The organism is Posidoniimonas corsicana, assembly GCF_007859765.1.
GTDB lineage: Bacteria > Planctomycetota > Planctomycetia > Pirellulales > Lacipirellulaceae > Posidoniimonas > Posidoniimonas corsicana.
In genome coordinates, this window is sequence record NZ_SIHJ01000003.1 from 343,277 (window position 1) to 365,655 (window position 22,379).

Annotated in this window: 17 protein-coding genes; 8 read left to right on the top strand and 9 right to left on the bottom strand. The window is 67.5% G+C overall.

The window, feature by feature from the left end:
• The first annotated feature begins 4 nt into the window (after positions 1–4).
• Together KOR34_RS20775 and KOR34_RS20780 are read left to right on the top strand one after the other, a co-directional pair.
• Positions 5–1,528 carry an AMP-dependent synthetase/ligase gene (locus tag KOR34_RS20775; protein WP_197531634.1) on the top strand — a complete coding sequence of 508 codons (1,524 nt, stop codon included), beginning with the start codon at positions 5–7 and terminating at the stop codon, positions 1,526–1,528.
• 110 nt (positions 1,529–1,638) lie between these two features.
• Positions 1,639–2,607 carry a C-terminal binding protein gene (locus KOR34_RS20780; protein ID WP_146567832.1) on the top strand — a complete coding sequence of 323 codons (969 nt, stop codon included), beginning with the start codon at positions 1,639–1,641 and terminating at the stop codon, positions 2,605–2,607.
• Here KOR34_RS20780 and KOR34_RS20785 read toward each other — a convergent pair.
• On the bottom strand, positions 2,604–2,939 hold the full coding sequence (locus KOR34_RS20785; protein WP_146567834.1) for a hypothetical protein: 336 nt from the start codon (positions 2,937–2,939) through the stop codon (positions 2,604–2,606). The two genes, KOR34_RS20780 and KOR34_RS20785, sit on opposite strands and share 4 nt — an antisense overlap.
• 68 nt (positions 2,940–3,007) lie before the next feature.
• A complete protein-coding gene (locus tag KOR34_RS20790) occupies positions 3,008–4,429 on the bottom strand; it encodes an alpha-L-fucosidase (protein ID WP_146567836.1) in 1,422 nt (473 codons plus the stop codon).
• 227 nt (positions 4,430–4,656) lie between these two features.
• On the opposite strand from KOR34_RS20790, the gene KOR34_RS20795 reads away from it, so the two are divergent.
• Both KOR34_RS20795 and KOR34_RS20800 read left to right on the top strand, forming a co-directional pair.
• The gene (locus KOR34_RS20795; protein WP_197531636.1) at positions 4,657–5,043 is read left to right on the top strand and encodes a hypothetical protein; all 387 of its coding nucleotides are present in this window, start codon (positions 4,657–4,659) and stop codon (positions 5,041–5,043) included.
• 57 nt (positions 5,044–5,100) lie between these two features.
• On the top strand, positions 5,101–5,481 hold the full coding sequence (locus KOR34_RS20800; RefSeq protein ID WP_146567840.1) for a hypothetical protein: 381 nt from the start codon (positions 5,101–5,103) through the stop codon (positions 5,479–5,481).
• A gap of 69 nt (positions 5,482–5,550) precedes the next feature.
• Here KOR34_RS20800 and pheT read toward each other — a convergent pair whose 3' ends face one another.
• The 7 genes from pheT to KOR34_RS20835 form a co-directional block, all read right to left on the bottom strand.
• Positions 5,551–7,569 (bottom strand): phenylalanine--tRNA ligase subunit beta, encoded by a 2,019-nt coding sequence (pheT, locus tag KOR34_RS20805; protein ID WP_146567842.1) that lies wholly within the window; start codon positions 7,567–7,569, stop codon positions 5,551–5,553.
• A gap of 94 nt (positions 7,570–7,663) precedes the next feature.
• Complete coding sequence (pheS, locus tag KOR34_RS20810) at positions 7,664–8,737, bottom strand: phenylalanine--tRNA ligase subunit alpha (protein ID WP_146567844.1); 1,074 nt, start codon at positions 8,735–8,737, stop codon at positions 7,664–7,666.
• A gap of 117 nt (positions 8,738–8,854) precedes the next feature.
• Positions 8,855–9,211 (bottom strand): 50S ribosomal protein L20, encoded by a 357-nt coding sequence (gene rplT / locus KOR34_RS20815; protein ID WP_146567846.1) that lies wholly within the window; start codon positions 9,209–9,211, stop codon positions 8,855–8,857.
• Positions 9,212–9,382: 171 nt separating this feature from the next.
• Entirely contained in the window at positions 9,383–9,586 is a 204-nt protein-coding gene (gene rpmI / locus KOR34_RS20820) for a 50S ribosomal protein L35 (RefSeq protein WP_146567848.1), read from the bottom strand.
• Between the two features lie 275 nt (positions 9,587–9,861).
• The gene (locus tag KOR34_RS20825) at positions 9,862–10,899 is read right to left on the bottom strand and encodes a hypothetical protein (protein WP_146567850.1); all 1,038 of its coding nucleotides are present in this window, start codon (positions 10,897–10,899) and stop codon (positions 9,862–9,864) included.
• 112 nt (positions 10,900–11,011) lie between these two features.
• Positions 11,012–15,394 (bottom strand): tetratricopeptide repeat protein, encoded by a 4,383-nt coding sequence (locus tag KOR34_RS20830; RefSeq protein ID WP_146567852.1) that lies wholly within the window; start codon positions 15,392–15,394, stop codon positions 11,012–11,014.
• A 380-nt stretch (positions 15,395–15,774) separates the two neighbouring features.
• Positions 15,775–17,496 (bottom strand): TIGR03790 family protein, encoded by a 1,722-nt coding sequence (locus KOR34_RS20835; RefSeq protein ID WP_146567854.1) that lies wholly within the window; start codon positions 17,494–17,496, stop codon positions 15,775–15,777.
• A gap of 143 nt (positions 17,497–17,639) precedes the next feature.
• On the opposite strand from KOR34_RS20835, the gene KOR34_RS20840 reads away from it, so the two are divergent.
• From KOR34_RS20840 to KOR34_RS20855, 4 genes are all read left to right on the top strand, one after another.
• The gene (locus KOR34_RS20840) at positions 17,640–18,386 is read left to right on the top strand and encodes an ABC transporter ATP-binding protein (RefSeq protein ID WP_146567856.1); all 747 of its coding nucleotides are present in this window, start codon (positions 17,640–17,642) and stop codon (positions 18,384–18,386) included.
• Between the two features lie 57 nt (positions 18,387–18,443).
• Positions 18,444–20,375: a UbiD family decarboxylase gene (locus tag KOR34_RS20845; RefSeq protein WP_146567858.1), complete on the top strand. Its 1,932-nt coding sequence runs from the start codon at positions 18,444–18,446 to the stop codon at positions 20,373–20,375.
• 95 nt (positions 20,376–20,470) lie between these two features.
• Positions 20,471–20,812, top strand: coding sequence for a prepilin peptidase (locus KOR34_RS20850; protein ID WP_146567860.1), 342 nt, complete (start codon positions 20,471–20,473; stop codon positions 20,810–20,812).
• Between the two features lie 159 nt (positions 20,813–20,971).
• Complete coding sequence (locus tag KOR34_RS20855; protein ID WP_146567862.1) at positions 20,972–22,357, top strand: MBL fold metallo-hydrolase RNA specificity domain-containing protein; 1,386 nt, start codon at positions 20,972–20,974, stop codon at positions 22,355–22,357.
• The last annotated feature ends 22 nt before the right edge of the window (positions 22,358–22,379 follow it).

Sequence of the window (22,379 nt, forward strand, 5' to 3'; positions counted from 1 at the left end):
GGCTATGCCAGACAACCCGTCAGCCGCCGACCCCCGGCCCGACATCGCGCGGCTGTTCACCGACACCGTCCGCCGGAAACCCGACGCGCCCGCGTTGGGCGTCATTGACGGCGGTCAGCTGAGCTGGCGCACCTGGGCCGAGCTGGACCAGGCGGTCGACCAGGCCCGCGGCGAGCTGCAAGAACTGGGGGTTGGGGAGGGTGACATCGTCGCCCATTGCGGCCCCAACAGCCCGCGGTGGATCGCCCGCGATCTGGCGATGCTGTCGCTGGGGGTGGTGCACGCGCCGCTGGCCGAGTCGATCATCGACCGCTGCCCGTTGCCGCTGTACCGCGGGCAGCGGCGCCGGTTGCTGTCGGGCGAGCTGGTCCGGGTCGCGCGGCTGCCGCCGGAGCATCGCGTCGCGACGCTGGCGATGACCTCGGGCACCTCCGGCGAGCCCCTGGCCGCCATGCTGACGCAGGCCAACCTGTCGTCCAACGCCACCGCCGTGAGCGACGCCGTCGGCGGCGACGGCAGCGAGGTGCGGCTCTCATTCCTGCCCCACAGCCACCTGTACGCCCGGGTGTGCGACCTGTACGCGTGGGTCTACCGGGGCTCCCGATTGGCGCTGGCCGAGCGCCGCGAGACGCTGATGCGCGACATCAAGCTGGTCGAGCCGACATCGCTCAACGGGGTGCCGTACTTCTACCAGAAGGTGCTCGACCACTGGCGGGCGGACCGCGAGGCCGGCGGCAAGAGCTCGCTCCGCGAGGCGCTGGGCGGGCGGGTGCGGCAGTGCTTCTGTGGCGGCGCCGCGCTCTCGCCGGCCGTGCAGCAGGCGTTCGCCGACGAGGGCGCGCCGCTGATGAACGGCTACGGTCTGAGCGAGGCCGCGCCGGTCGTCGCCGCCAGCAGCCTGGCCGCCAACAAGGTTGGCACGGTCGGCCCGCCGCTGGCCGGCGTCGAGGTCCGCGTGGCCGACGATGGCGAGCTGCTGGTCCGCGGCCCGAACGTGATGCTCGGCTACTGGAACAACGACGAGGCCACCCGCCGCGTGCTGCGGGACGGCTGGCTCCACACGGGCGACCTCGGCGAGTTGGACGAGCAGGGCCGCCTGACTGTCACCGGCAGGAAGAAGGAGGCGCTCGTCCTCTCGACCGGCCGCAACGCGTCGCCCTCGCGGCTCGAGTCGCTTCTGTGCGCGTCGCCTTGGGTCGAGCAGGCGTGCGTCGTGGGCGATGGTCGCAAGCACCTGTCGGCGTTGATCGTGCCCAACCCGGACCGCGTCCGCGGCGAGATCCGCCAGCGGCGGCTGTGGGTGTTCTCCCGCCGGCAGGCCCTGCGGCACACGCACATCCGCGAGGTGTTTGCGCGCGAGATCGCGGAGCAGCTCACCGGTCTGCCGCAGCACGAGCAGATCGAGCGGTTTACGCTCATCCCGCGCGGGTTTAGCATCGAACGCGGCGAGCTGACCGCCAAGCTGAGCCTCCGCCGGAGCGGCATCGAGCAAAGCTTCCGCCGCGAGATCGAAGCGATGTACCACTAGCACCGCCCGCCAACAGCACCGCCCGTAGCCCCCGGCTCTGCCGGGGGCTGACAGTCGATAGGCTGGCCCGCAGAGTTGACGGGTACGCTACACCCACAAGTTCACTGCCGATGCCCAAGCACAAAGCCCTCTACACCGACTTCCCCTGGTCCGACCCCGATATCGAGCGCGCCGCGCTCGCCGAGGCCGACTGCGAGCTCGTCCTCTCTCCCGACAACAAAGAGGAGACCCTCATTGCGCAGGCGGCCGAGCTCAACCCGGTGCTGATCGTCACCTGCTGGGCGCCCACCACCGCGCGGGTGATCGACGCCGCGCCCAATTGCCGGCACATCGCTCGGACCGGGATTGGCCTGGACAACATCGATGTTGAGCACGCCACCGGGAAGGGCATCCTGGTCACCAACGTGCCGGACTACTGCGTCCGCGAGGTGGCCGAGCACGCGCTGGCGATGGTCATGGACCTGGGCCGCAAGCTGTCGGTCTGCCACCACGCGACCAAGTCCGGCGTGTACGACCTGGTCGCCGCCCAGCCCATCTACCGACTCAAGGGGCAGACGCTGGGGATCATTGGTCTCGGCGCCACCGGCACGATCCTCGCGGAACTGGCCCAGGCCATCGGCATGCAGGTGATTGGCACGAACCGCTCGCAGCAGGTCCCGCCGGGCGTCACGTGGAAGCCGCTCGACGAGCTCCTGGCCGAGAGCGACTACGTCAGCCTCAACTGCCCGCTGAGCGACGAGACGCACCAACTGATGAACGCGGAGACTTTTGCCCAGATGAAGCCTACCGCGTACCTGATCAACACCGCCCGCGGCGGCATCGTCGACCACGAAGCCCTGGCCGCTGCGCTCGACAAGGGACAACTGGCCGGCGCGGCGCTCGACGTGCAGACCCCTGAGCCGCCCGACCTGTCGCGGCCGCCTTACAATGATCCCCGCGTGATCGTCACGCCGCACTCTGCGTTCTGCTCGCCGCAGGCGATTACCGAGCTCCGCGAGAGGGTGGGGCGCCAGGCAAGGGAGTTCCTGTTAGGCAGGACGCCCGAGTGCGTGGTGAACCCGGAGGTGCTTGATGCTTAGCCAGCGCCGGGTAAATCTTCTACATACACCTCGACAGATCTTGCTTGCACAGCAATTGACTGCGCAACAATGCGAATGAGATTCCCACGGTCGTCCCAAAGCTCTAGATCGACGATTGCTCGTTGTTGATCCAAGGGGTAGGGCAGGCGGCCCTCGTAGACGGTGTCACCAATCCTGGCGACACCGTCTGACAGAGTCGTTGGAAGGGCGGCGAAGGGACGCACGATCGAAGCATCCCCCAGAATAACGTCGAGACTCAGCGAATAGACTTCGCCGCGGTCGATCCCGTCAGCACCTAGTGAACGGTGCAGCACGGCGTAGGCGAAGTGCATTCGGGATTCCCGGTTGAGGACTTCACATGCGGTGACGACAGAGTCGTGCAACTCAATGCAGCTCACCATTACTCTTCGTGCCTATCGCCTTTCGTCAGCTGGATCACCGGGACAAGCGAGTCGCCGGCGCCATCGGGGAGTCTCAGCCGTAGTGTTTCGCCGTCGCGGTCGAATTCGATGTCCATTTCGGTCCCCAAGAGCTTCCCCTGCGAGTACGCCGCCGGGACTCCCTCGATCAGGAGTTTGCCGTCCTCAGGCGTATCAAACACGCACAAAAAGATCGCATCGCCGTCGCGGCTGGCGGTGATCCGGCCCCAGCTGGGGTTCTTGATCTCGCTGAGGGTGGCGCCGTAGATCGCTGGGCTGTTGTCGTCCATCCACTCGCCGATGGCCTTCATGCACTCCACGCTCTCCTGCGGAACCGACCCGTCGCCGGTGGGGCCGATGTTCAGCAGGTAGTTGCCGCCCTTGCTGACGATGTCCACCAGGTTGCGGACGAGCGTCTCCGGCGACTTCCACGCGTCGTCGTGCCGGTTGTAGCCCCAGGTGGTGTTCATGGTCATGCAGGTCTCCCAGTCGAGGCCGGGCATGCCTTCTTCCGGCACGTGCTGCTCAGGCGTGATGAAGTCGCCGTACTTGGGGTCGAGCCGAGCCGAGATGCCCGCCATCTGCATGCTCTCCCAGCCCGCCTCGGGGATCCGGAACAGGCGGTTGTTCATGATCACGCCGGGCTGCTTGGCGCGGACCTTCCGCATCAGGTTGAACGCGTCCCACGCCTCCTCGCCCTGGTAGTCGATGGCGCTGTAGTCCCACCACATCACGTCGACCGGGCCGTAGTTGCTGATCAGCTCGTCGACCTGCGCGTGGAGGTAGTCGACGTACTTGGCGTGGTCGCGCTGGCCGTTGGGGTAGGGCTTCCCCTTCAGCGGGTGGGGCAGCTGCTGCGAGTTGGCGTAGGCGTACTGGTCGTGATGCCAGTCGATCACCGAGTGGTAGAACCCCACCCGCAGCCCCTCAGCGCGGCAGGCGTCGACGATCTCGCGGACCAGGTCACGGCCTAGCGTGGAGCCGGCGTCGTAGTCGCTGACGGCCGAGTCGTGCAGCGCGAAGCCGTCGTGGTGCTTGGTGGTGAACACCACGTACCTGCAGCCCGCCTGCTTGGCCAGCCGCGCCCACTCCGTCGCGAATCCTGGCTTCGGCTTGAACAGCGGGATGGCGGCCTTGGCGTACGCGTCCGTGTCAGCGCGGACGCGCTGCTGGATCCACTCCATGCCGCCGCGGTCGCCGACCTGCTTGCCGTCCCACGTGCCGGCCAGGCCGGAGTAGAGCCCCCAGTGGACGAACATGCCGAACCGGCCGTCACGCCACCACTGCATCCGCTCCTCTCGTTCGGTTGCCTCGGGCGCTTGCGCAGCGGCCGGCGGCACGAGCAGCGTCGCCAGGGCGGCGGCCACGGCTGTGAAGAGCATTGCGCGGGTTGGGTTGGTCATCGACGACTACCTGTGCTTTGTGCGAAACCGAGGAGGCCAGAATGAACGCGCTGCGGCGTGGGTCGTTTATACCGCGGGGCGCGGCCCGACGCCAATTAGCGCCCTGCGCCGCCGCAACCCCTTGGCCGGCAAGATCCCGTACAATGCGGCGAATAGAGCGTGGCGGGGCCCCCGCACCCGCCGCACTTACGATGCTAACGCCAACTCAAACCATGGGGACGATAGCCTTGCCTCGCACCGCGAAACGGATACAGAAGCAAGTGATTGCGGGACGAAGTTCGCTCGAGTCGCTCGTCGACCGCACCGCCTACGTGCTGGCGACCCTCCAGTCGCTGACGGCGATCGTGATCTTTGTGGCGAGCCAAGGCGAAGGTTCGGGCGTCGCGTTTGTCATGCTCATCGGCGCTTTCCTCCAATGGCTGCTGCTGCGCTGCGTGGCCGAACACCTCCGGCTGCAGAAGAAGCTGGCCGGAGTGGACTACGAGGGTAAGATCTCAGGCACCACCTGGGCGAGCGTCGCCTGCTGCAGCCTGTGCAAGAATGTGCTGCACACAGAAGGTAGATGCGACATGTGCGGGCCGACCATCACCACCGACGACGAAGAAACCAAGTAGACCGCCAACCACGCCTCGCGGTAGCCCCGCTTCAGGCGCCCAATCCAAGGAACCACTGTGCCGCGAACCACCCACCGTGTCGAGAAGCGACAGCTCTCACAGTCAGAGTCGGTCGAGTCGCGACTCGACAAGGTCGCGAAGTGGAACCTCACGATCGGGATCGTGTCGGCGGTCATCTCCTTGGCGTTGCTATCTCCGGTCGCGTGCGGCTTCTTGCTGATGTTCGGCTTCGGTCAGTGGGCGGTGCTCAGAGCGTTCGCCGAGCAACTGAGGATCCAGAAGAGGACCGCGGGCCTCGACTACGACGGCGCTATCTCTGGGGCGCGGTTGGAGGTGACGCACTACTGCGGCTACTGTGGGCAGCTGCTGCACTCGGAGCACCGCTGCGACGCCTGTGGGGCGACTGTCGTCGATGAAGGCGCCCCAGACAGCCTGTAGCCCGCGAGCCAAGCATCGCGCGGTCTTTGACGATGCGTGGCTGTCCGGCCGCACTCGCCAGAAACGCTGCTAGGCCCGCAGCTTCCCGCCGAGCTCTTTGCCGAGCTGCGCGACGATCTTGTCGCGCACCGCGTCGGCCTCTTCGCTGGTGAACGCGCCGTCGGGCTTGCGGAGCACGATGCTGAATAGCACGCTCTTCTTCCCCTCGCCGAGCTGCTTCGGGTCGCGGTACGAGTCGTCCTGGAAGCTGATCGACTCGATCAGCGCGCCGGCCTCGGCGCGGGCGATCCGCTCAACGTCGGCCCAGCGGACCGACTCGTCCAGCACGACGTTCAGGTCGCGCGAAACCGGTTGGTGGCTCGACAGCGGGCCGGCGGTCGGCACCAAGCGGGCGGCGGTGACAATCGGCGCCAGGTCGATCTCCGCGATGGTCGATCCGCCGCGGAGGTTGAAGCGGTCCATGCCCGGCTGCGAGAGTTCCCCCAGCACCCCCAGCTGCTCACCCTCCACCATCAGCTGGCAGCTGCGGGCGGCGTCGAGCAGCTCGTGCCCGGTCGACTCGACGCTCCACGCCAGGTCCGGCGCGATGTGGGCGAGCAGCGTCTCCACGACGCCCTTCACCTCGCGGAAGCCGCCGCCGGAGGTCAGCGCCAGCACACGCTTCTCATCGGGCAGGGCGCCCGGCTTGGGGAGGTAGACCTTGGCGATCTCGAACAGCTCGATCGTGGGGTTGGACTGGGTCTCGTTGGTGCGGCGGCACTCGAGCAAACTCGGCACGACACTCTGCCGCAGGCGGTTGGCGCGGCGCAGGACGGGCGTGCCGGTCGCCAGCGGCGCCTCGGTGGTCCAGGGGGCGAACGCCTCGGAAGTGTTCTCGTCCACGGCGCTGAGGGTGAGCGCTTCGTCGAAGCCGGCGGCGGTCATTGCGTGCCGCACCCGCTCGAGCACGACGTCCTCCCGCGTGCGGTGCGACGGCGCCATCCGCACGCCGACGTCCTCCGGGATGCGGTCGTAGCCGTGGATCCGCGCGACCTCTTCCAGCAGGTCGGCCTCGCGGGTGAGGTCCGCCCGCCAGGTCGGCGGGACCGCCTTGACGCAGTGGTCGCAGTTGTGGGTCTCCTCGCAGCCGAGGTCGGTGAGGATCCGCCGCACCTCGTCCCGCTCGACTTCGATGCCCAGGATGCGGGGGATCTGGTCGTAGCGGAGTTTGATGGTGGGGCGGTTGTCCTCTTGAGTCCCCTCGTCGATGACACCCTCGCACAGCTCGCCGCCGGCCAGCTCGAGGATCAGCTCGCAGCAGCGGCGGCTGGCCCAGTCGATCCCTTCCGGGTCCACGCCGCGTTCGAAGCGGTAGCTGGAGGGGCTCATGAGAACGTGCCGCCGTGCGGCGCCGCGGACCGCCATCTGGTCGAAGTCGGCGGCCTCGATCAGCACGTCGACTGTGTCGTTGGTCACTTCCGTGTCGTAGCCCCCCATCACGCCGCCCAGGGCGACCGGCCGCTCGGCGTCGGCGATCACCACCTCCTCGCCGGTCAGCGTGTAGGTCTTGTGGTCGATGGCGGTGAACGCTTCGCCCTGCTCGCTATGGCGGACGACGATCTTGCCCCCCTTCAACTTCGCGAAGTCGAACGCGTGCAGCGGCTGGCCGATCTCCATCATCACGTAGTTGGTGATGTCCACCACGTTGTTGATTACCGCGATCCCCAGCGAGCGGAGCCGATTGGCCAACCAGTCCGGGCTGGGGCCGATCTTCACCCCCTTGATCACCCGGGCCGTGTAGCGGGGGCAGAGGTCGTCGGCCTCGATCGTGACGCTGGTGAGCTTCTCAACCGGAGAGCCGGTCGCGTTGGCGTCCGGAGCGGCAACCTTGAGCTCCTTCCCAAAGATCACCGCTACCTCCCGCGCCACGCCGATGTGCCCCAGGCAGTCGGGCCGGTTACTGGTGACCTCCAGGTCGATGGCCGTGTCGGCGCCGACGGTCTCAATCCCCTCGAGGTTGAGCCCGGTGATCGTAAGCCGGTCGGTTAGCTCGTCCATCGGCATGGAGAGGTCCACGTACTCGGCGAGCCATTCTTTGGAGACGATCATTTGTATTGAACCGCCAAGCACGCGAAGAACGCCAAGAGAGAAGATGCTTGGCGGCTACTTGGCGTTCTTGGCGTCCTTGGCGGTTAGAAACTCGTCAGAACTGCGACAGGAAACGCACGTCGTTTGCGTAGAGGTCGCGGATGTCGCGGATGCCATGCTGACGCATGGCGATCCGCTCCACGCCCATGCCGAAGGCGAAGCCGCTGACCTCTTCGGGGTCGTAGCCCACGGCCCGCAGCACGTTAGGGTCGACCATGCCGGCGCCGCCGATCTCCATCCAGCCGCCCTGCCAGTTGATGTCGACCTCGACGCTCGGCTCGGTGAACGGGAAGAAGCTGGTGCGGAACCGCACGTGCACGTCTTCCTGCTCGCCGTAGTACGCCTGGCAGAACATCCGCAGCACGCTCTTGAGGTCCGCCATCGTGACCTGCTTGTCGATCAGCAGGCCCTCGATCTGGTGGAACATCGGGTAGTGCGTCGCGTCGGCCGTGTCGGGCCGGTACACGCGGCCGAGGGACACAATCCGCACCGGCGGCTCTGTGTCTTCCATCACGCGGATCTGCACCGTGGAAGTCTGGCTGCGGAGCAGCAAGGGCTTGCCGTCCGGGCCGTGCGCGGCCCTGGTCGTTCCTGACCCCTGACCCCCAACCTCTGACCCATTCTCAGCAACGCCGAGATAGAAGTTGTCCAGCGGGTCCCGCGCCGGATGGCTCAGCGGGATGTTGAGCGCCTCGAAGTTGTGCCAGTCGTCTTCGATCTCCGGGCCCTCGACCGCGGTGAAGCCGAGCCGGCCCATAATCTCCTTCATCCGCTCGATCGTCTGCGTGATCGGGTGCAGATGGCCCAGCCGGAAGGGGCGTCCGGGCACGGTAGGGTCGAAGGCTTCGGTCGCGCCGCCGGACTCGCCACAGGCGAGCCGCTTCGTCGAAGCCTCGAACGCCGACTCGATGGACTGCTTGACCGCGTTGAGCTTCTGACCTGCGGCGGGCTTGTCGGCCTTGTCGACCTTGCCCATCCCCTTCTGCACGGCCTTCAGCCGGCCCGCCTTGGCGCCGAGGAACTCGACCCGGGCGACCTCGAGCGCATCGGGGTCGGCGGCCGCGTCGAACGCGGATTGCGCGTCCGAGGCGAGCGACTCGAGCTCGGCGATGAAGTCAGAGAGGGCCACGGTTGCGACGACGGTGGGCGTAGGGTGGCGCCGCGGGCTCGTCCCGCAGTGGGCGCCTGGTACTCACTTCGCACTGCCTGGCAAGCCGGCAGTGGCGTCCAGGGTGCTGAGCTGCGCCTAGGCCGCCAGGACCTCTTTGACCTTCGTGCAGACCGCGGTGAACGCGGCCGGGTCGTCGATGGCCAGCTGGCTGAGCGTCTTGCGGTCCATCTCGATGCCGGCCTGCTTCAGGCCGTGGATGAACTCGCTGTAGCGCAGGCCCTCCGCCCGGCAGGCGGCGTTGATGCGGATGATCCACAGCTTGCGGAACTCGCGGGCGCGGGCCTTGCGGTCGCGGAAGCTGTAGGCTCCCGCCTTGACCGTGGTCTCCTTCATGGTGCGGAGCAGCTTGCCCCGCCCGCCGCGCCGGCCCTTGGCCTCTTTGAACTGACGCTTCTTCTTCTTGTGCCGTGCGGCGCCAACGGTGGTGCGCATTTCAAAACTCTTTCTGCTTGGCTCGCTTCCAGGCCGCTGTCAGTCTGACAGCCGTTCTACCGCCCGAGGAGCTGGGTTCGTTGGTATGTGGGAGCTGGTGTGTCGTTAGTGGTGCTGGCGGGGCGATCCAAGATCGTCACCACGCACTACCTACCACACTCCACCCACCAATCAGTAGCTGTTGCCGGCCAGGGCTTCGCGGATAGCGCGGGCAGAGGCCTCGGCGGTCACGGTGGTGCCGCGGAGGTTGCGCTTGCGCTTCTGGCTCATGCGGCCAGCCAGGTGGCTGGTGCCGGACTGGCGGTGCAGCGCCTTGCCCTTGGCGGACAGGCGGAACCGCTTCTTGGTCCCTTTGTGGGTCTTCTGCTTGGGCATGACTTCACTCTAGTTTCGTTGCAGCGGCCGAGGGTGGCCGCTCACTAAATCGGCCGAGAGCCCCGCATTGTAGCAGGATCTCGCCACGGGAAAAGGCGTGCTGCCGGCGGTGGCCGGCCCGCGGTGGGGCGCCAGCTAACCGATTGACCGCTAACGGCTTACGGCGAAACGGCCCGGATTCTCGCTATCGGCGTGCGGGACCGCCAGATTCCAGCAATTCGGCCGGGCGGATTGAACGTCGGCGTGGCCGCGCCCCCTTGGGCACATTGCCGACGCTAGAACGGGTCTTCGCCATCGGTTGCGAACGGGTCCTCGGCGTCCGAGCCGAACGGGTCGCCGCCCCCATCGCCGAATGGATCACCGCCGTCGTCGGCGAAGGGGTCTGCCGCCGGGTCGGTGGCCTCAACCTCCGGCTGGACCGGCTGGTCCCCGAACGGGTCGCCGTCGGCCGGCGCCGCCCCAAAGTCGCCCGGAGCAGCTCCAAACGAGTCCCCCTCGCCCATCGAGTCGCCGAAGGGGTCGGCGTCGGCTGGCTGGCCGCCGAACGGGTCGACGCCGGCAGGCGGCCCAGCGCCGAAACCGCCGGGTGGGGTGGGCGTTTGCGGCAGCAGGCTGCCGACAATATCGCCGAACACACCGACCAGCTCCTGCACGGTCAGAGCCCCGCGGGCGGATTCAGGGATGTCGATTGGGGTGGGCTCGCGTGCTGAGGCGTCCATTGCGATCCCCGGGGCGGCACCCGCCGGCTCATCCGCGAAGGGGTCGCCCTGGGACTTGGCCTGCTCGACCACCAGGTCCGCAAGCGAGTCGGGGTGGGAGTCGCCCGTCAGGGCGCTGAGCGGCAAGCGGAACTCGGACCGCAACGCCTGGGCGCGGCGGTCATGGGTCGGCTGGTAGCGGGCCTCCAGGTCCTCGACCACGGTGGCCTCGTACCCTTCACGGGTCTCGCGGCGGATTTGTTCCAGCAGCAGGCGGTTCCCGCCTTGGACACGCTCCAGCGCCCGGCCGATGCCGAGCGAGCCGCTAGGGCGCTGGGCCTCGAACATGGCGCCAATGCGGAAGTCCTCGGTCGCCTCATGACGCCGCCCCTGGCGGAGCTTGGCAAGCCCGCGGAAATAGTACACCAGGGGGTTCCTCGCTTCCGCGCCGGCCGCCTGGTCGAGCAGCGCCTCTGCGCGGGCGGCGCTGGAGTTGAAGTACGCGTTCACCCCCTGGGCGTAGGCGTCCGCCGCGGCTTGCGCGCTGGCCGGCCGCTGGCTGGCCAGCGTCAGCAGGGCGGAGAGGGCAATCAGCCAGAGGGTGCGGGTCGCCATAGTACGGGTCGGTGGGTGGTGGCAGGGGTCGCCGCGCGGCGCGCGGCTGCCCTGCCATAGTAATCCGACCGCCGGGCGATCTCAAACAGGGCGACGCGCCGGCCTTGTCGGGCTAGGCGGCCGGGCGGTCGGCCCCGCTGGACGACTTCAGCCGGTTGATCTGGCTCTCGACCTTGTCGTAGGCCTCCCGTTCGACCAGGTCGATGTCCTTGGGGTCCAGACCCATGTCGACCGCAGTGTTCCAGGCCGCGACCGCCTTTTCCGTCTGACCGGCCAGCAGGTGCGCCCGGGACTTGTGGAAGTACTTCGACGCGGTTGGCCCGTCGGTCACGGCCAGCTCCATATCGGCCACGGCCTCGTCGGCGTGGCCCATCGACATGTGCACGACCGCCCGCGTGTCGAGGATGTCGGACCTCGGCCCCAGGATGTCCGCCGCCTCGGCGACGTAGCCCATGGCGGTCTCCATGATGTTCTGGTCATCGGTGGTCATGGCGAGCTGGTAGGCCAGGTTGTTCAGCACGATGGCCCGGTCAAAGCCCTTCACGTCCTGGCGGTTGAGCAACGCCCGGTAGACGTCGGCGGACTCCTCGTACTGCCGGTGCGTGTCCAGCAGTTCGGCCTTCTGCATCAGCAGGCGGATCGACTCGGGGTCCTCGCGGAGCGACCGCTCGAGCCACCCGTAGACGCGGTCGAACTGTTCCTCGCTGGCCTCGTCGCCCTGGAACTTCAGCAGGGCCGACGCGTACTGAATGGCCGGGACCTCCAGCTCTTCTTTCTCGGTGCGGGCGTTGTCGAGCAGGTCGAGCGCGGCGTCCAGGCTCTGGTGGCGGCCCAGGAAGTCGGCGTACTCCAGGTTCGCGGCGGGCGCCATCTGGGACGCAAACTGGAACAGCTTCTCGGCGGTCTCAAGGTTGTCGAGGTCGGCCAGGAGCTTGGCGATGCGGACGATCACCTGCGGGTTGCGGGCGTTCTCTGGCCGCTTCAGCAGCTTCTGCAGCACGGGGCCAACCTCCTGCTTACGCCCCATCTTGCTGGAGATGCGCACCAGGAGCTCAAGCGTGCTGGGCTCGGTGGGCGCCACCCGCTGCAGGTTCCGTAGCTGGTTGGCCGCGGTCTTGAGGTCGCCGGGCGCGTCGTGCACCAGCAACATGCGGATGTAGGCGTCGCGGGCGGCGACAAAGTCGCGGTTGCGGCTGGTGACCTCGGTCATCACCCGCTCACAGTTCTCCCAGTTGTTGGTGGCGAAGTAGAGCTGCCCCAGGGTCAGCTGGTCGAGCGGCGCCAGGTCGCGGGTCTCGAGGATGTTCTCGTAGAGCGCGATGGCCTTGAGCTTCGAGGCCGGTTCGGGGCGGGTGGCGAGGATCTTGGCCATCGTCAGCTTGTCCTGGCTGGTGAGCTGGCCGTTGACCAGGTTGGACCGCAGCAGCCGTTCGGCGTCCAGCGCCTTCTGGTAGTCGCCGGACTGGGCCAGGATCTTCGCGGCGGTGCGGCGGGCCCACATCACCTCGGCGGAGCTGGCAAGCTGGCTCTCTTCCTCGCCCTTCTTGATCAGGGCGTTGACCAGCGGCGTGGCCTTTTCGAGCTTGTCGGGCTGTGGGTAGCCGTTGCCGAGGTAGAACGCCGCCAGCCGCTGCATGATTTTGAGGTTGTTGGGGTTGGTCTCGAGCGCGCGTTTGTAGACGTTCTCGGCGTCAAACCAGCGGCTCTGCAGCTCGTAGCCCGGGGCCAAAACCATCGGCACGACGTCCTCGTCCAGGGCGAGCTGCAGCTCTCGGACTGCCTCTTGGGCGGTCTCGGATTGGTCGGTGGTCGACAGGTAGCCGATGTAGGCCAGCCAGGCCTCTTCCGACTTGGGCATCAGCTCTACGGCCTTGCGGAAGGCCTCGCCGCTGGCCTGCTTGGCGGCCTCGCGGGTCGATTCGGCCAGGCGGTTGTGGCGGGCGGCCCGCATCATGAACCGGCCCAGCCAGAGTTGTGACTCGCCGCTTTCGGGGTTCAGTTCGGCCGCGGCCTGGGCGGCCTCGATCGACTCCTCCCAACGCTTGTCACGCTCGGACAGGTACCGGCTGTTCAGCAGGGCTTCGGCGTACTGCCGGCCCAGCAGGCGCTCACGGAACTCCGGCGAGGCGCGGTCCAGTTGTTTGCGGGCGTCGTCGTAGCGACCCGCCTGCATCAGCAGCGAGACGTGCTGCAGCAGCGACCGCGCGGTCGGAGGGCCAAGCGACGCCGCCTTGTCGAGGTTCTCGAGGGCGAGCAGCGGGTCGTTCTGTTCGACGGCGAGGTCGGCCAGCAGCAGGTACAGCATGTGCCACTCGGGACGCTGCTGACGGGCCTTCTGAACAAGCTGCCGGGCCTGCTCCAGGGCAGACTTGGGCTCAAGTCCCCGCTGGTAGAGCGAGATCAGCCGGTGCGCCTCGGTGTAGAGCCAGTTGGCGTCCTGCTGGTCGCCGACCACTTTGAGGATCTTGCCCTGGACGTCCGCCATGCGGGCGTCGTCGTTTTCGGTGCGGGCGGCGATAAACATATCGAGCAGGTTTGAGAGCTCACCCGGCGCCAACTCGGCAACGCGTGAGCGGGCCGTCTCGAGCTCGCTGGCTGCGCGTAGCGCTTCGAAGCGGGTGGCCAGGCCCTGCCAGATCATGACCTGGTCTTTCTTAGGCCAGTCCTCGATGCCGTCCGCGACCGCGAGCATCCGTTCGTTGCGCTGCTCGTCGTTTAGGGTCATGTAGAGGTCGGCCCGGTCCAGGCGGAGCAGCGGCTGGTCGCCGAACTTCTCTTCGACCTCGCCAAGCATCTTGAGCGCTTTGACGGCGCCGCCGTCGGGGTCAACCGCCGTCAGGCGGCAGGCGAGCCGCCAAGTGTTGATATTGTCGGGTTCCGCCGTGATCGCCTCGCGGATCAGCTTGATGGCGCGTTTGTACTCCTTGGCCCGCATGAGGATCTCAGCCAGCAGCAGCTTCTTGCCGGCCGGGGTCATCATCTCCGACTCGATCATCTTGTCGGCATACTCGCCCGCGGCGGCGAGGGGGGCGTCCCAGTTACGCTCATCGGCCGGCTTGCGGAGCACTGCGGAGACCATCGAGTTGATCGAGCCGCCGTCGCCGGCGTTGGGGTTGCTAGGCTCCTGGCCAAGTTTTCGCTGCGCGTTGGCTTGCAGGTCCCGGGCGATGCGGCTCGTGGGGTTGAGCTGCAGCACCAGGCCGGCGGAGTCGATCGCCTCCTGCCACATCTCCAGGCGGGTGTAGCAGAGCGCCAGCATCCCGTTGAGCTCCTCGCTGATTTCCACGTTGGACTGCATCAGCGGCCGGATCTTGGCGAGCGCCTCGGCGGCCGGGTACCACTTCTCCTGCGAGACCATCAGCCGGGCCCGCAGGTACTCGAGCATTGTCTTCTGCAGGTTGGGGAGCGCGGCCAGTTGGTCGATCTGCTTCTGCGCGTCTTCGAGCCGTCCGGCGTTGATCTGAGCGCGGGCCTGGGCGACCTGCAGCGCGATCTGCTCGCCTCCGGTGGTCTTCGCGACGCCGTCCTCGTACCATTTCAGCGCCGCGTCGTAGCCGTCTTCCTTGGCCGCGACAAACGCGCCGGTCATGTACAGGGTCCCGGACTCGGGGTGGGACTCGAGCCCGCGTTCTAGCAGCTCCCTGGCCTCGGCGTACTGCTCGTCCATGGCGAAGAGCCGGGCGCGGACCAGCAACGCGTCGAGGTTGTCGGCGTCGAGTTCGAGCGCTTTCTCCAGGTCGTCGATGCCTTCCTGCTTGTGTTCATCCCCGTCGCTCAGCTGGTACCGGGCCCGGGCGACATAGGCGTCGGCGCTCTCCGGGTTGATCTCGATCATGTAGTCCATGACCTCGTCGGCCTTGGCCGGGTCGGCGTTGCTGCGGATCAACGCGGTGGCGAGCTGGGTGTAGAGGCCAACCTGCTCGGCGGCGACCGCCTTCTCCGGATCGAATTCGTTGCTCTGCGGGTCGTAGCCCAGCGCATGGCTACAGTTCTTAAGCGCTTTTTCCTCCTGGGCCATCTGTAGGTAGCAGCGCCCCAGCAGCTCCAGCAGCTCCGGGTTCTTGGGGTCGTTGGCGAGCATGATCTCAAGGTGCTCCGCCGACTGCTTGGTGGCGCCGAACGTCATCAGCAGGTCGACCAGCCGCTTGCGCAGCTCTGGGTTCTTCCGCCACTTGCGGACGGTGCCCTCCATGATGCCGAGCGCCTTCATGCGGTCCTGCGGCTCGGTCTCCTCGTCCTCAGCGATCTCGGCGAAGGTCATCGCCATCTCGACGGCGTGCTCTTCGTCGTTCTTGCGCTTCTGGGTGTAGCGGTAGAGGTTCCAGGCGGCGGCCTCGATGTCGCCTTCGGCCCGCTCCTGCTCGGCCATCACCAGCAGCTTTTCGGCGCCGCGGTAGCTCTGTACCAGCAACAGCCCGTACAGGGCGCCCCCCACGACGATGGCCCCAACGACCAGCCCAACAAGCAGCTTGTAGTTAACTTGATAGCGTTGCATGACGTTCTCGTTTGATCCGCTTGAACGGCGCCGGCCTGACTCTAGTCGGGCGCCCTGGCGTTGGCGGGGTGATGGCTTGTGGGTTGGCTCTCGCGACGGCGGCTGCCATTCGGGGTGGCGCCGCGGCGATCGGCTGGATGTTCCTGAGCTGAGAAAAGGCGCCGGACGAATGCCCCGGGGGCGAAAACTAGCTCCCTAGCAGGGCCGACACAGCCCCCATCGCTCCGCGGGGCCGGCGGTCTCCCCGTTCATCGTATCTCCGCCGTGGGGTGTGTCAACGAATGGGGCAGCGGCGTAAGGCTTGATGGGCGAACGGCTTGTGCTGGCTGTAGAGCCTGGTCCGCATGCACTACGCGGCGGGGCCAGCGATGGTTCGCCGGCTACTCAACCCACACCCAGATGGGCGCCGAGCGGCTGGATGTTACCGGGTCGACCGCCTGCAGGCGGACTGGGCCCCTGCCCAGGTCGCCGGCCTTCACCTGCAGCTCGGGAGGCTCGCCTTTAAGCTGCCCGATGACCCGCGAGTTCTGCATAACCACACCGAGTTTCACATCGCCGGCGACCCGCAGACGGAGCGTTTCGTCCGACGCGGCCCGCTGGTCGGGGAAGCTGGTGAGCGTGAGGTCGCCCCCCTCGGTGTTGTCGACCAAGATCTGGGCGGATGTCGACCCGCGGGTCTCGATAGGGTCGTCTCGAACGGCGACCAGCCGCACCTCGTGCCGGCCGTCGGGCAGCTTGGTGGAGTCGATGGTCATCTCGCCTCCGCGCCGGATCATGGCGAGGAGCCTGCCGTCGATATGGACCTCGCATTCCTGCGACGCCCCCGAAAGGCGGGGGCGGAGGGTCAGCGGCCCTTTGACTACCTTGCCGTCCACCAGGTCCCCGGCGCCGCACTCGGGGGGGTCCGCCCAGGGCTGGCAGAGCGGGTCGCCGACGATCAGCAGCTGGTAGGGCGCCGCCACCGACTGATAGTAGGCCTCCGCGAGCGAGCATCCTCGGTAGTAGTGCAGGTGGATCGTGGCCAGCGGGAACTTGGCCTGGATGGCGAGCGGTTCGGTCACGGTCCCCGAGGCGCCCGCCGCGCCGGCCCGGATGAACTCGGGCAGCGTGGTCTGCCCGAGGTCCTTCTCAAGGACTCCGCCGAAGCTGGTCAGGTTGTCGCAGATGGCGCCGGGACGGACCGACAGGTTGGCCGGCACGTTGGCCTTGCGGAAGCCGCTGGTGAGCCCGACTACATCCCGTTTCCCCGTGGGGAGCATCCCCTTTTGAACGGCCACCTTGGCGCCCTCGTCCCGCAGCACGGCGGCGACCGGCGCGAAGCACTGGTCGCGGGCGCGCGACCGGACGTCGGTGTTGTGCATGTAGTAGAACGCGCCATCGGGACGCGACGCGTCGGCCGAAGTGGCGGTGACCAGGCAGCGGGCGATCTCCTCAACGCTGTTGCCCATTGCTTGCGTCACGCCCAGCACGGTCGACAGGAAGTACCGCGGCCCCTTGGTCAGGTCGTCGGTCCGCTTGCCGCCCCGCTGCCACGCGTACCGCGATCGGAAGCCCTGCGACGGCGCGTTGGCCAGCGCCGTGCACTTGGCCAGGTTCTGGGAAGTGCCGTCGGGCACGTACCAGTTGGTGTTCATGGCCATCAGGGTTGGGCTCTCCTGCAGCACGTACTGCCACAGGTAGGTGGCGCCGGTGATCGACGCGATCGGCCGCATCTGCTTGGGGAACTTCTCGTCGGGGAAGAAGTCCTGGAAGTTAACCCGCGTCGGCAGGTCGCACGAGTACACGACGTAGTCGATCTGAGCTACCAGCCGGCGGCCCTCGATCGCGTCGATCACCGGCTGCAGGATCTTCTCGCGGAACGCTTTGCCGTTGATCTGCACCGCCGACCCGGCCCAGTCCAGGTACAGCACGTTCTGCGGCGGGATGTTGCGCAGCCGGGTGTAGTAGTTGGCGACCGTCAGCGAGTCTTCGCTGTTCTGGTTCACCACCAGCAGCACGTTCTCAGGGCCGCCTCCGGCGGAGCAGGGCGCCGGCGCTAGCAGGCCGGCCAGCAGCACCAACGGGACAGCGAAACGAGACAGCTTGGAGTGGCGGGCAGGCATGCTGTCGTTGTAGAGGGTCGGGCGGCGCGGGGCAAAGGGCGGCGCGTCGCCTTTCGGCTGGCCGGCCGAGCCGCCATACTGGCTGGGGCCTATGGTGAAGCTACGCAAGCCGCGGCGCTGTTGTTCGACACCCGCAGACCCACATGCCCCCCGCCCAGCAACCCGAACCGCCCGCCGCGCCCGAGCGTGAGTTTGTCTTCGCCGCCCGCGACGTGACGAAGGTCTACCACATGGGCGAGGTCGACGTGCACGCGCTGCGGGGGGTGACGATGGACCTCTACGCCGGCGAGTTCGTCGTGCTGCTCGGCCCCTCGGGGAGCGGCAAGAGCACGCTGCTCAACATCCTCGGCGGGCTCGACGCCCCGACCACCGGCAGCGTGCACTACCGCGGCAGCGAGCTGACCGATTTCGACGACGCCGCGCTGACCCGCTACCGGCGCCGGCATGTCGGGTTTGTGTTCCAGTTCTATAACCTCATACCGAGCCTCACCGCGCGGGAGAACGTGCAGCTGATCACCGAGATCGCCGACAACCCGCTCGACCCGGCCGAGGCGCTAGCGCTGGTGGACCTGGAAGACCGCATGGACCACTTCCCCTCGCAGCTTTCCGGCGGCGAGCAGCAGCGGGTGGCCATCGCGCGGGCGGTTGCCAAGCGGCCCGACGTGCTGCTGTGCGACGAGCCGACCGGCGCTCTCGACGTGCACACCGGCGTGCTGGTGCTCGACGCGATCCAGAAGATCAACCAGGAGATCGGCAGCACCACCGCGGTGATCACCCACAACGCGGTGATCGCCGACATGGCCGACCGCGTGATCAGCGTCTCGGACGGCAAGATCCACGACGTCCGCCAGAACCAGCAGAAACGCACAGCGAGCGAGCTGGAGTGGTAGGCAACCGGCCACCGCAGCAGCTTTAACCGCCGCAACCAGTCTTAGCAGCAACTCTCCATGGGCTACAAATCTCTCCGCCAGTGCGTCGACGACCTCGAGCAGCACGGCCGCCTGCGGCGCATCGACGCCCCGGTCAGCGCCTACCTGGAGGCCGCCGCCATCCACCGCCGCGTCTACGCGGCGGGCGGGCCGGCGCTGCTATTCAGCAACGTCCCGGGCTGCCGGTTCCCGATGGCCAGCAACCTGTTTGGAACCCTCGAGCGGTCGCGCTTCATGTTCCGCGACGCCTACGAGCGGGTGCAGCGGCTGATCGGGCTGAAGGTCGACCCCAGCGGCGCGCTGCGTTCGCCGTTCGCGGCGGCCAAGGCGTCGTACTCCGCGCTGCACATGCTGCCGCGGATGGTCCGCACCGGGCCGGTCATGGCGAACGAGACCACCGTCAGCCAGCTCCCCCAGTTGGTCAGCTGGCCCCGCGACGGCGGCGCCTTTGTCACTCTGCCGCAGGTCTACACCGAGGACCCCGCCGCACCCGGTGTGAAGCGGTCGAACCTTGGTATGTACCGTATCCAGCTCTCCGGCAACGAGTACGAGCAGGACAAACAGATCGGGCTGCACTACCAGTTGCATAGATCGATCGGCGTGCACCAGGCCGCCGCGATGCGGATGGGAAATCCATTCCGCGTCAACGTGTTCGTCGGCGGCACGCCCGCCATGAACCTGGCGGCGGTGATGCCGCTGCCCGAAGGGATGAGCGAACTCACTTTCGCCGGCGCACTGGGCGGCGGGCGCATCCGTATGGTGCACCGGAGCGACGGGCTGCCGGTGCACGCCGACACCGACTTCGCCCTCTGCGGCACGGTAATCGACGGCCGGATGCTCCCCGAGGGGCCCTTCGGCGACCACCTCGGCTACTACTCACTGAGGCACCCGTTCCCAGTGCTCAAGGTGGAGCACGTCTTCCACCGCGCCGACGCCATCTGGCCGTTCACCGTGGTGGGCCGCCCGCCGCAGGAGGACACGGCCTTCGGGCAGCTGATCCACGACCTCACCGGTCCTGTGATCCCGACCGTGCTGCCGGGCGTACACGGCGTGCACGCGGTCGACGCGGCGGGCGTGCACCCGCTGCTGCTGGCGATCGGCAGCGAGCGCTACATGCCGTTCATGAAAGAGCACCGCCCGCAGGAGCTGCTCACCCAGGCGTGCGCCATCTTGGGGCAGGGGCAGCTGTCGCTGGCCAAGTTCCTGATGATCATCAACCGGGCCGACGCGCCGAACCTCAACCTGCACCACATCGCCGACTTCTTCGCGCACGTGCTGCAGCGGGCCGACTGGACGCGCGACCTGCACTTCCACACGCAGACCACCATCGACACGCTCGACTACTCGGGCGACGGGCTCAACGCCGGCAGCAAGGTGGTCATCGCCGCCGCCGGCCCACCGAAGTTCGACCTTGCCACAAGCGTCGACGGCCACGTCGACCTGCCCGAGGGTTTCTCCGACCCGCAGGTGGTGCTGCCCGGTGTGGTCGCCGTCCGCGGCCCCCAGCTGCCCGCGCCCACCTTCGACTACGACGCCAGCCGCCGCGACCCGGCCGCCGGCGCTGGCGTGGAACAGCAGGGCCTCAGCGAGTCCGCCGCCCGGGCCGCCGCGGACGTCCAGCGGCTGTGCGATGCGATCCCTGTCGGCAGCCCGCTCCGCAAGTTCCGGTTGATCGTTGTGTGCGACGACCCCGGATTTGTTGCGTCCGCCAGCGGCGAATCTTCGATTGATAACTTTCTGTGGGCTGCGTTCACGCGGGCGAACCCCGCCGCCGACCTGTACGGCGTCGACGCGTTCACCCGCCAGAAGCACTGGGGCTGCCACGGCCCGCTGGTGATCGACGCACGGATCAAGCCGCACCACGCGCCGGTCCTGGAGGAAGACCCCGAGGTAACCAAGAAGATCGAAGCCATGGCCGCCAACGGCGGCCCGCTGTCTGGGCTGTTTTAGTTGGAAGCTGGAAGTTGGAAGCTAGTTAAACGCGGCGACTTCTCGCGGTCCCACCGCAGCGAATCCGAAATCCCCAATCTGCAATCCGCAATCCCATGTGGGACTGGCTCAACACCACCGAAGTGCCAACCTGGCTGGAAGTCGCGCCGGTCGTGGCGTTGGTGTTGTGGTTCTTTGCCGTGGGCGCGTGCGTGGGGAGCTTCCTGAACGTGGTCTACACCCGCGCGCCACGGGGCGAGGATGTGGTCGTGAAGGGCTCGCACTGCCCGGTCTGCAACCACCCCATCCGCTGGCGCCACAACCTGCCGGTGATCGGCTGGTTGGTGCTACGCGGCAAGTGCTACGACTGCAAGGCGCCAATCCCGATCCGCTACTGGCTGTTCGAGCTGGTCTTCGGAACGCTGTTCGCGCTTGTTGGCTGGTGGATATGGGGGTAGCCAACCGACCTAGAGCGTAGTCCTCGGCTACGGTGAAGTTGGCATTCAGCCAACGACCGCCATGGCCAGCGGCCTTGCTAACCGTAGCCTGGGGCATGACCCCAGGTGTAGAATACGCGCTGCCCTGATCTCCGACCCCTCACTCCTCACCTCTCCTCTATGATCCGACTCACCTTCCACGGCGCGGCGCACACGGTCACCGGCTCCAAGTACCTGCTCGAGGCCGACGGCGCCAGCGTGCTGATCGACTGCGGGCTGTTCCAGGGCCTGAAGAAGCTCCGCGAGCTCAACTGGGCCGGCACGCCTTTCAAGGCGGGCGAGCTGGACGCCATCCTGCTGACGCACGCCCACCTGGACCACTGCGGCTACCTGCCGAGAGTGGTGAAGGAGGGCTACAACCGGCGGGTGTTCTGCACGCCGGCCACCGCCAAGCTGGCCGAGATCATCATGCTCGACTCGGCCAAGATCCAGGAGCAGGACGCCGCCTACGCCAATAAGAAGGGCTTCAGCAAGCACAAGCCGGCGCTGCCGCTCTACGACGGCCGCGACGTGCTCGAGACCGTCAAGCTGCTCCGCGAGTGCGACCGCGAGGACTGGATCAACGTGGCCGGCCCGGTCTGGGCCCGCTTCCACGACGCCGGCCACCTGCTCGGCTCCAACATGATCGAGGTCGAGGTCCGCCAGCACGACAAGGTCACGCGGATCCTGTTCTCCGGCGACGTCGGGCGCTACGACGGCCCCCTCTACCACGACCCCACGCCCCCGCCGGAGTGCGACTACCTGATCTGCGAGAGCACCTACGGCAACCGCGACCACCCCGACGTGGACCTCAGGGCTTCGCTCGGCGAGGTGGTGAACCGTGGGATCGAGCGGGGCGGCGTGATCCTGATGGCCTCGTTCGCGGTAGGGCGTGCGCAGCAGCTCATCTACCTGCTGCAGCTGCTCAAGTGCGACGGCGTCATCCCCGACCTGCCGATCTACCTCGACAGCCCGATGGCCTGCAACGCCACGGACATCTACCGCGAGCACAGCATCGACCACGACCTCTCCGAAGGCGAGCTGTGCGGCGACCGCCCCGTGCTGGGCGGCCCGGCGGTGCACCTCTGCCGGTCGGCGGACGAGTCCAAGGCGCTCAACCACCTGGACCACCCGGCCATCATCATCGCCTCGAGCGGCATGATGACCGGCGGCCGCATTATCCACCACCTCAAGCGGCGGCTCTCCGACCCCCGCACCACCATCATCATGGGCGGCTACCAGGCGGTCGGCACCCGCGGCCGCCGGCTGGAGGAGGGCGCCGAAACGCTCCGCATGCACGGCCAGGACATCGCCGTGAACGCGGCCATCGAGAAGGTCCCCGGCCTGTCCGGCCACGCCGACCGCACCGGCCTGCTGCGGTGGCTGCAGGACTTGCCCGCCCCCAAGCAGACCTTCATGACCCACGGCGAACCCGACAGCGCCGACGCGCTGGCCGACACCCTCCGCACCGAACGCGGCTGGGAGGTGATGGTGCCGGAGCTGGGGGACTCGGTGGAGCTGGGGTAGCGTCTGCCGTTCTCCATGGGTC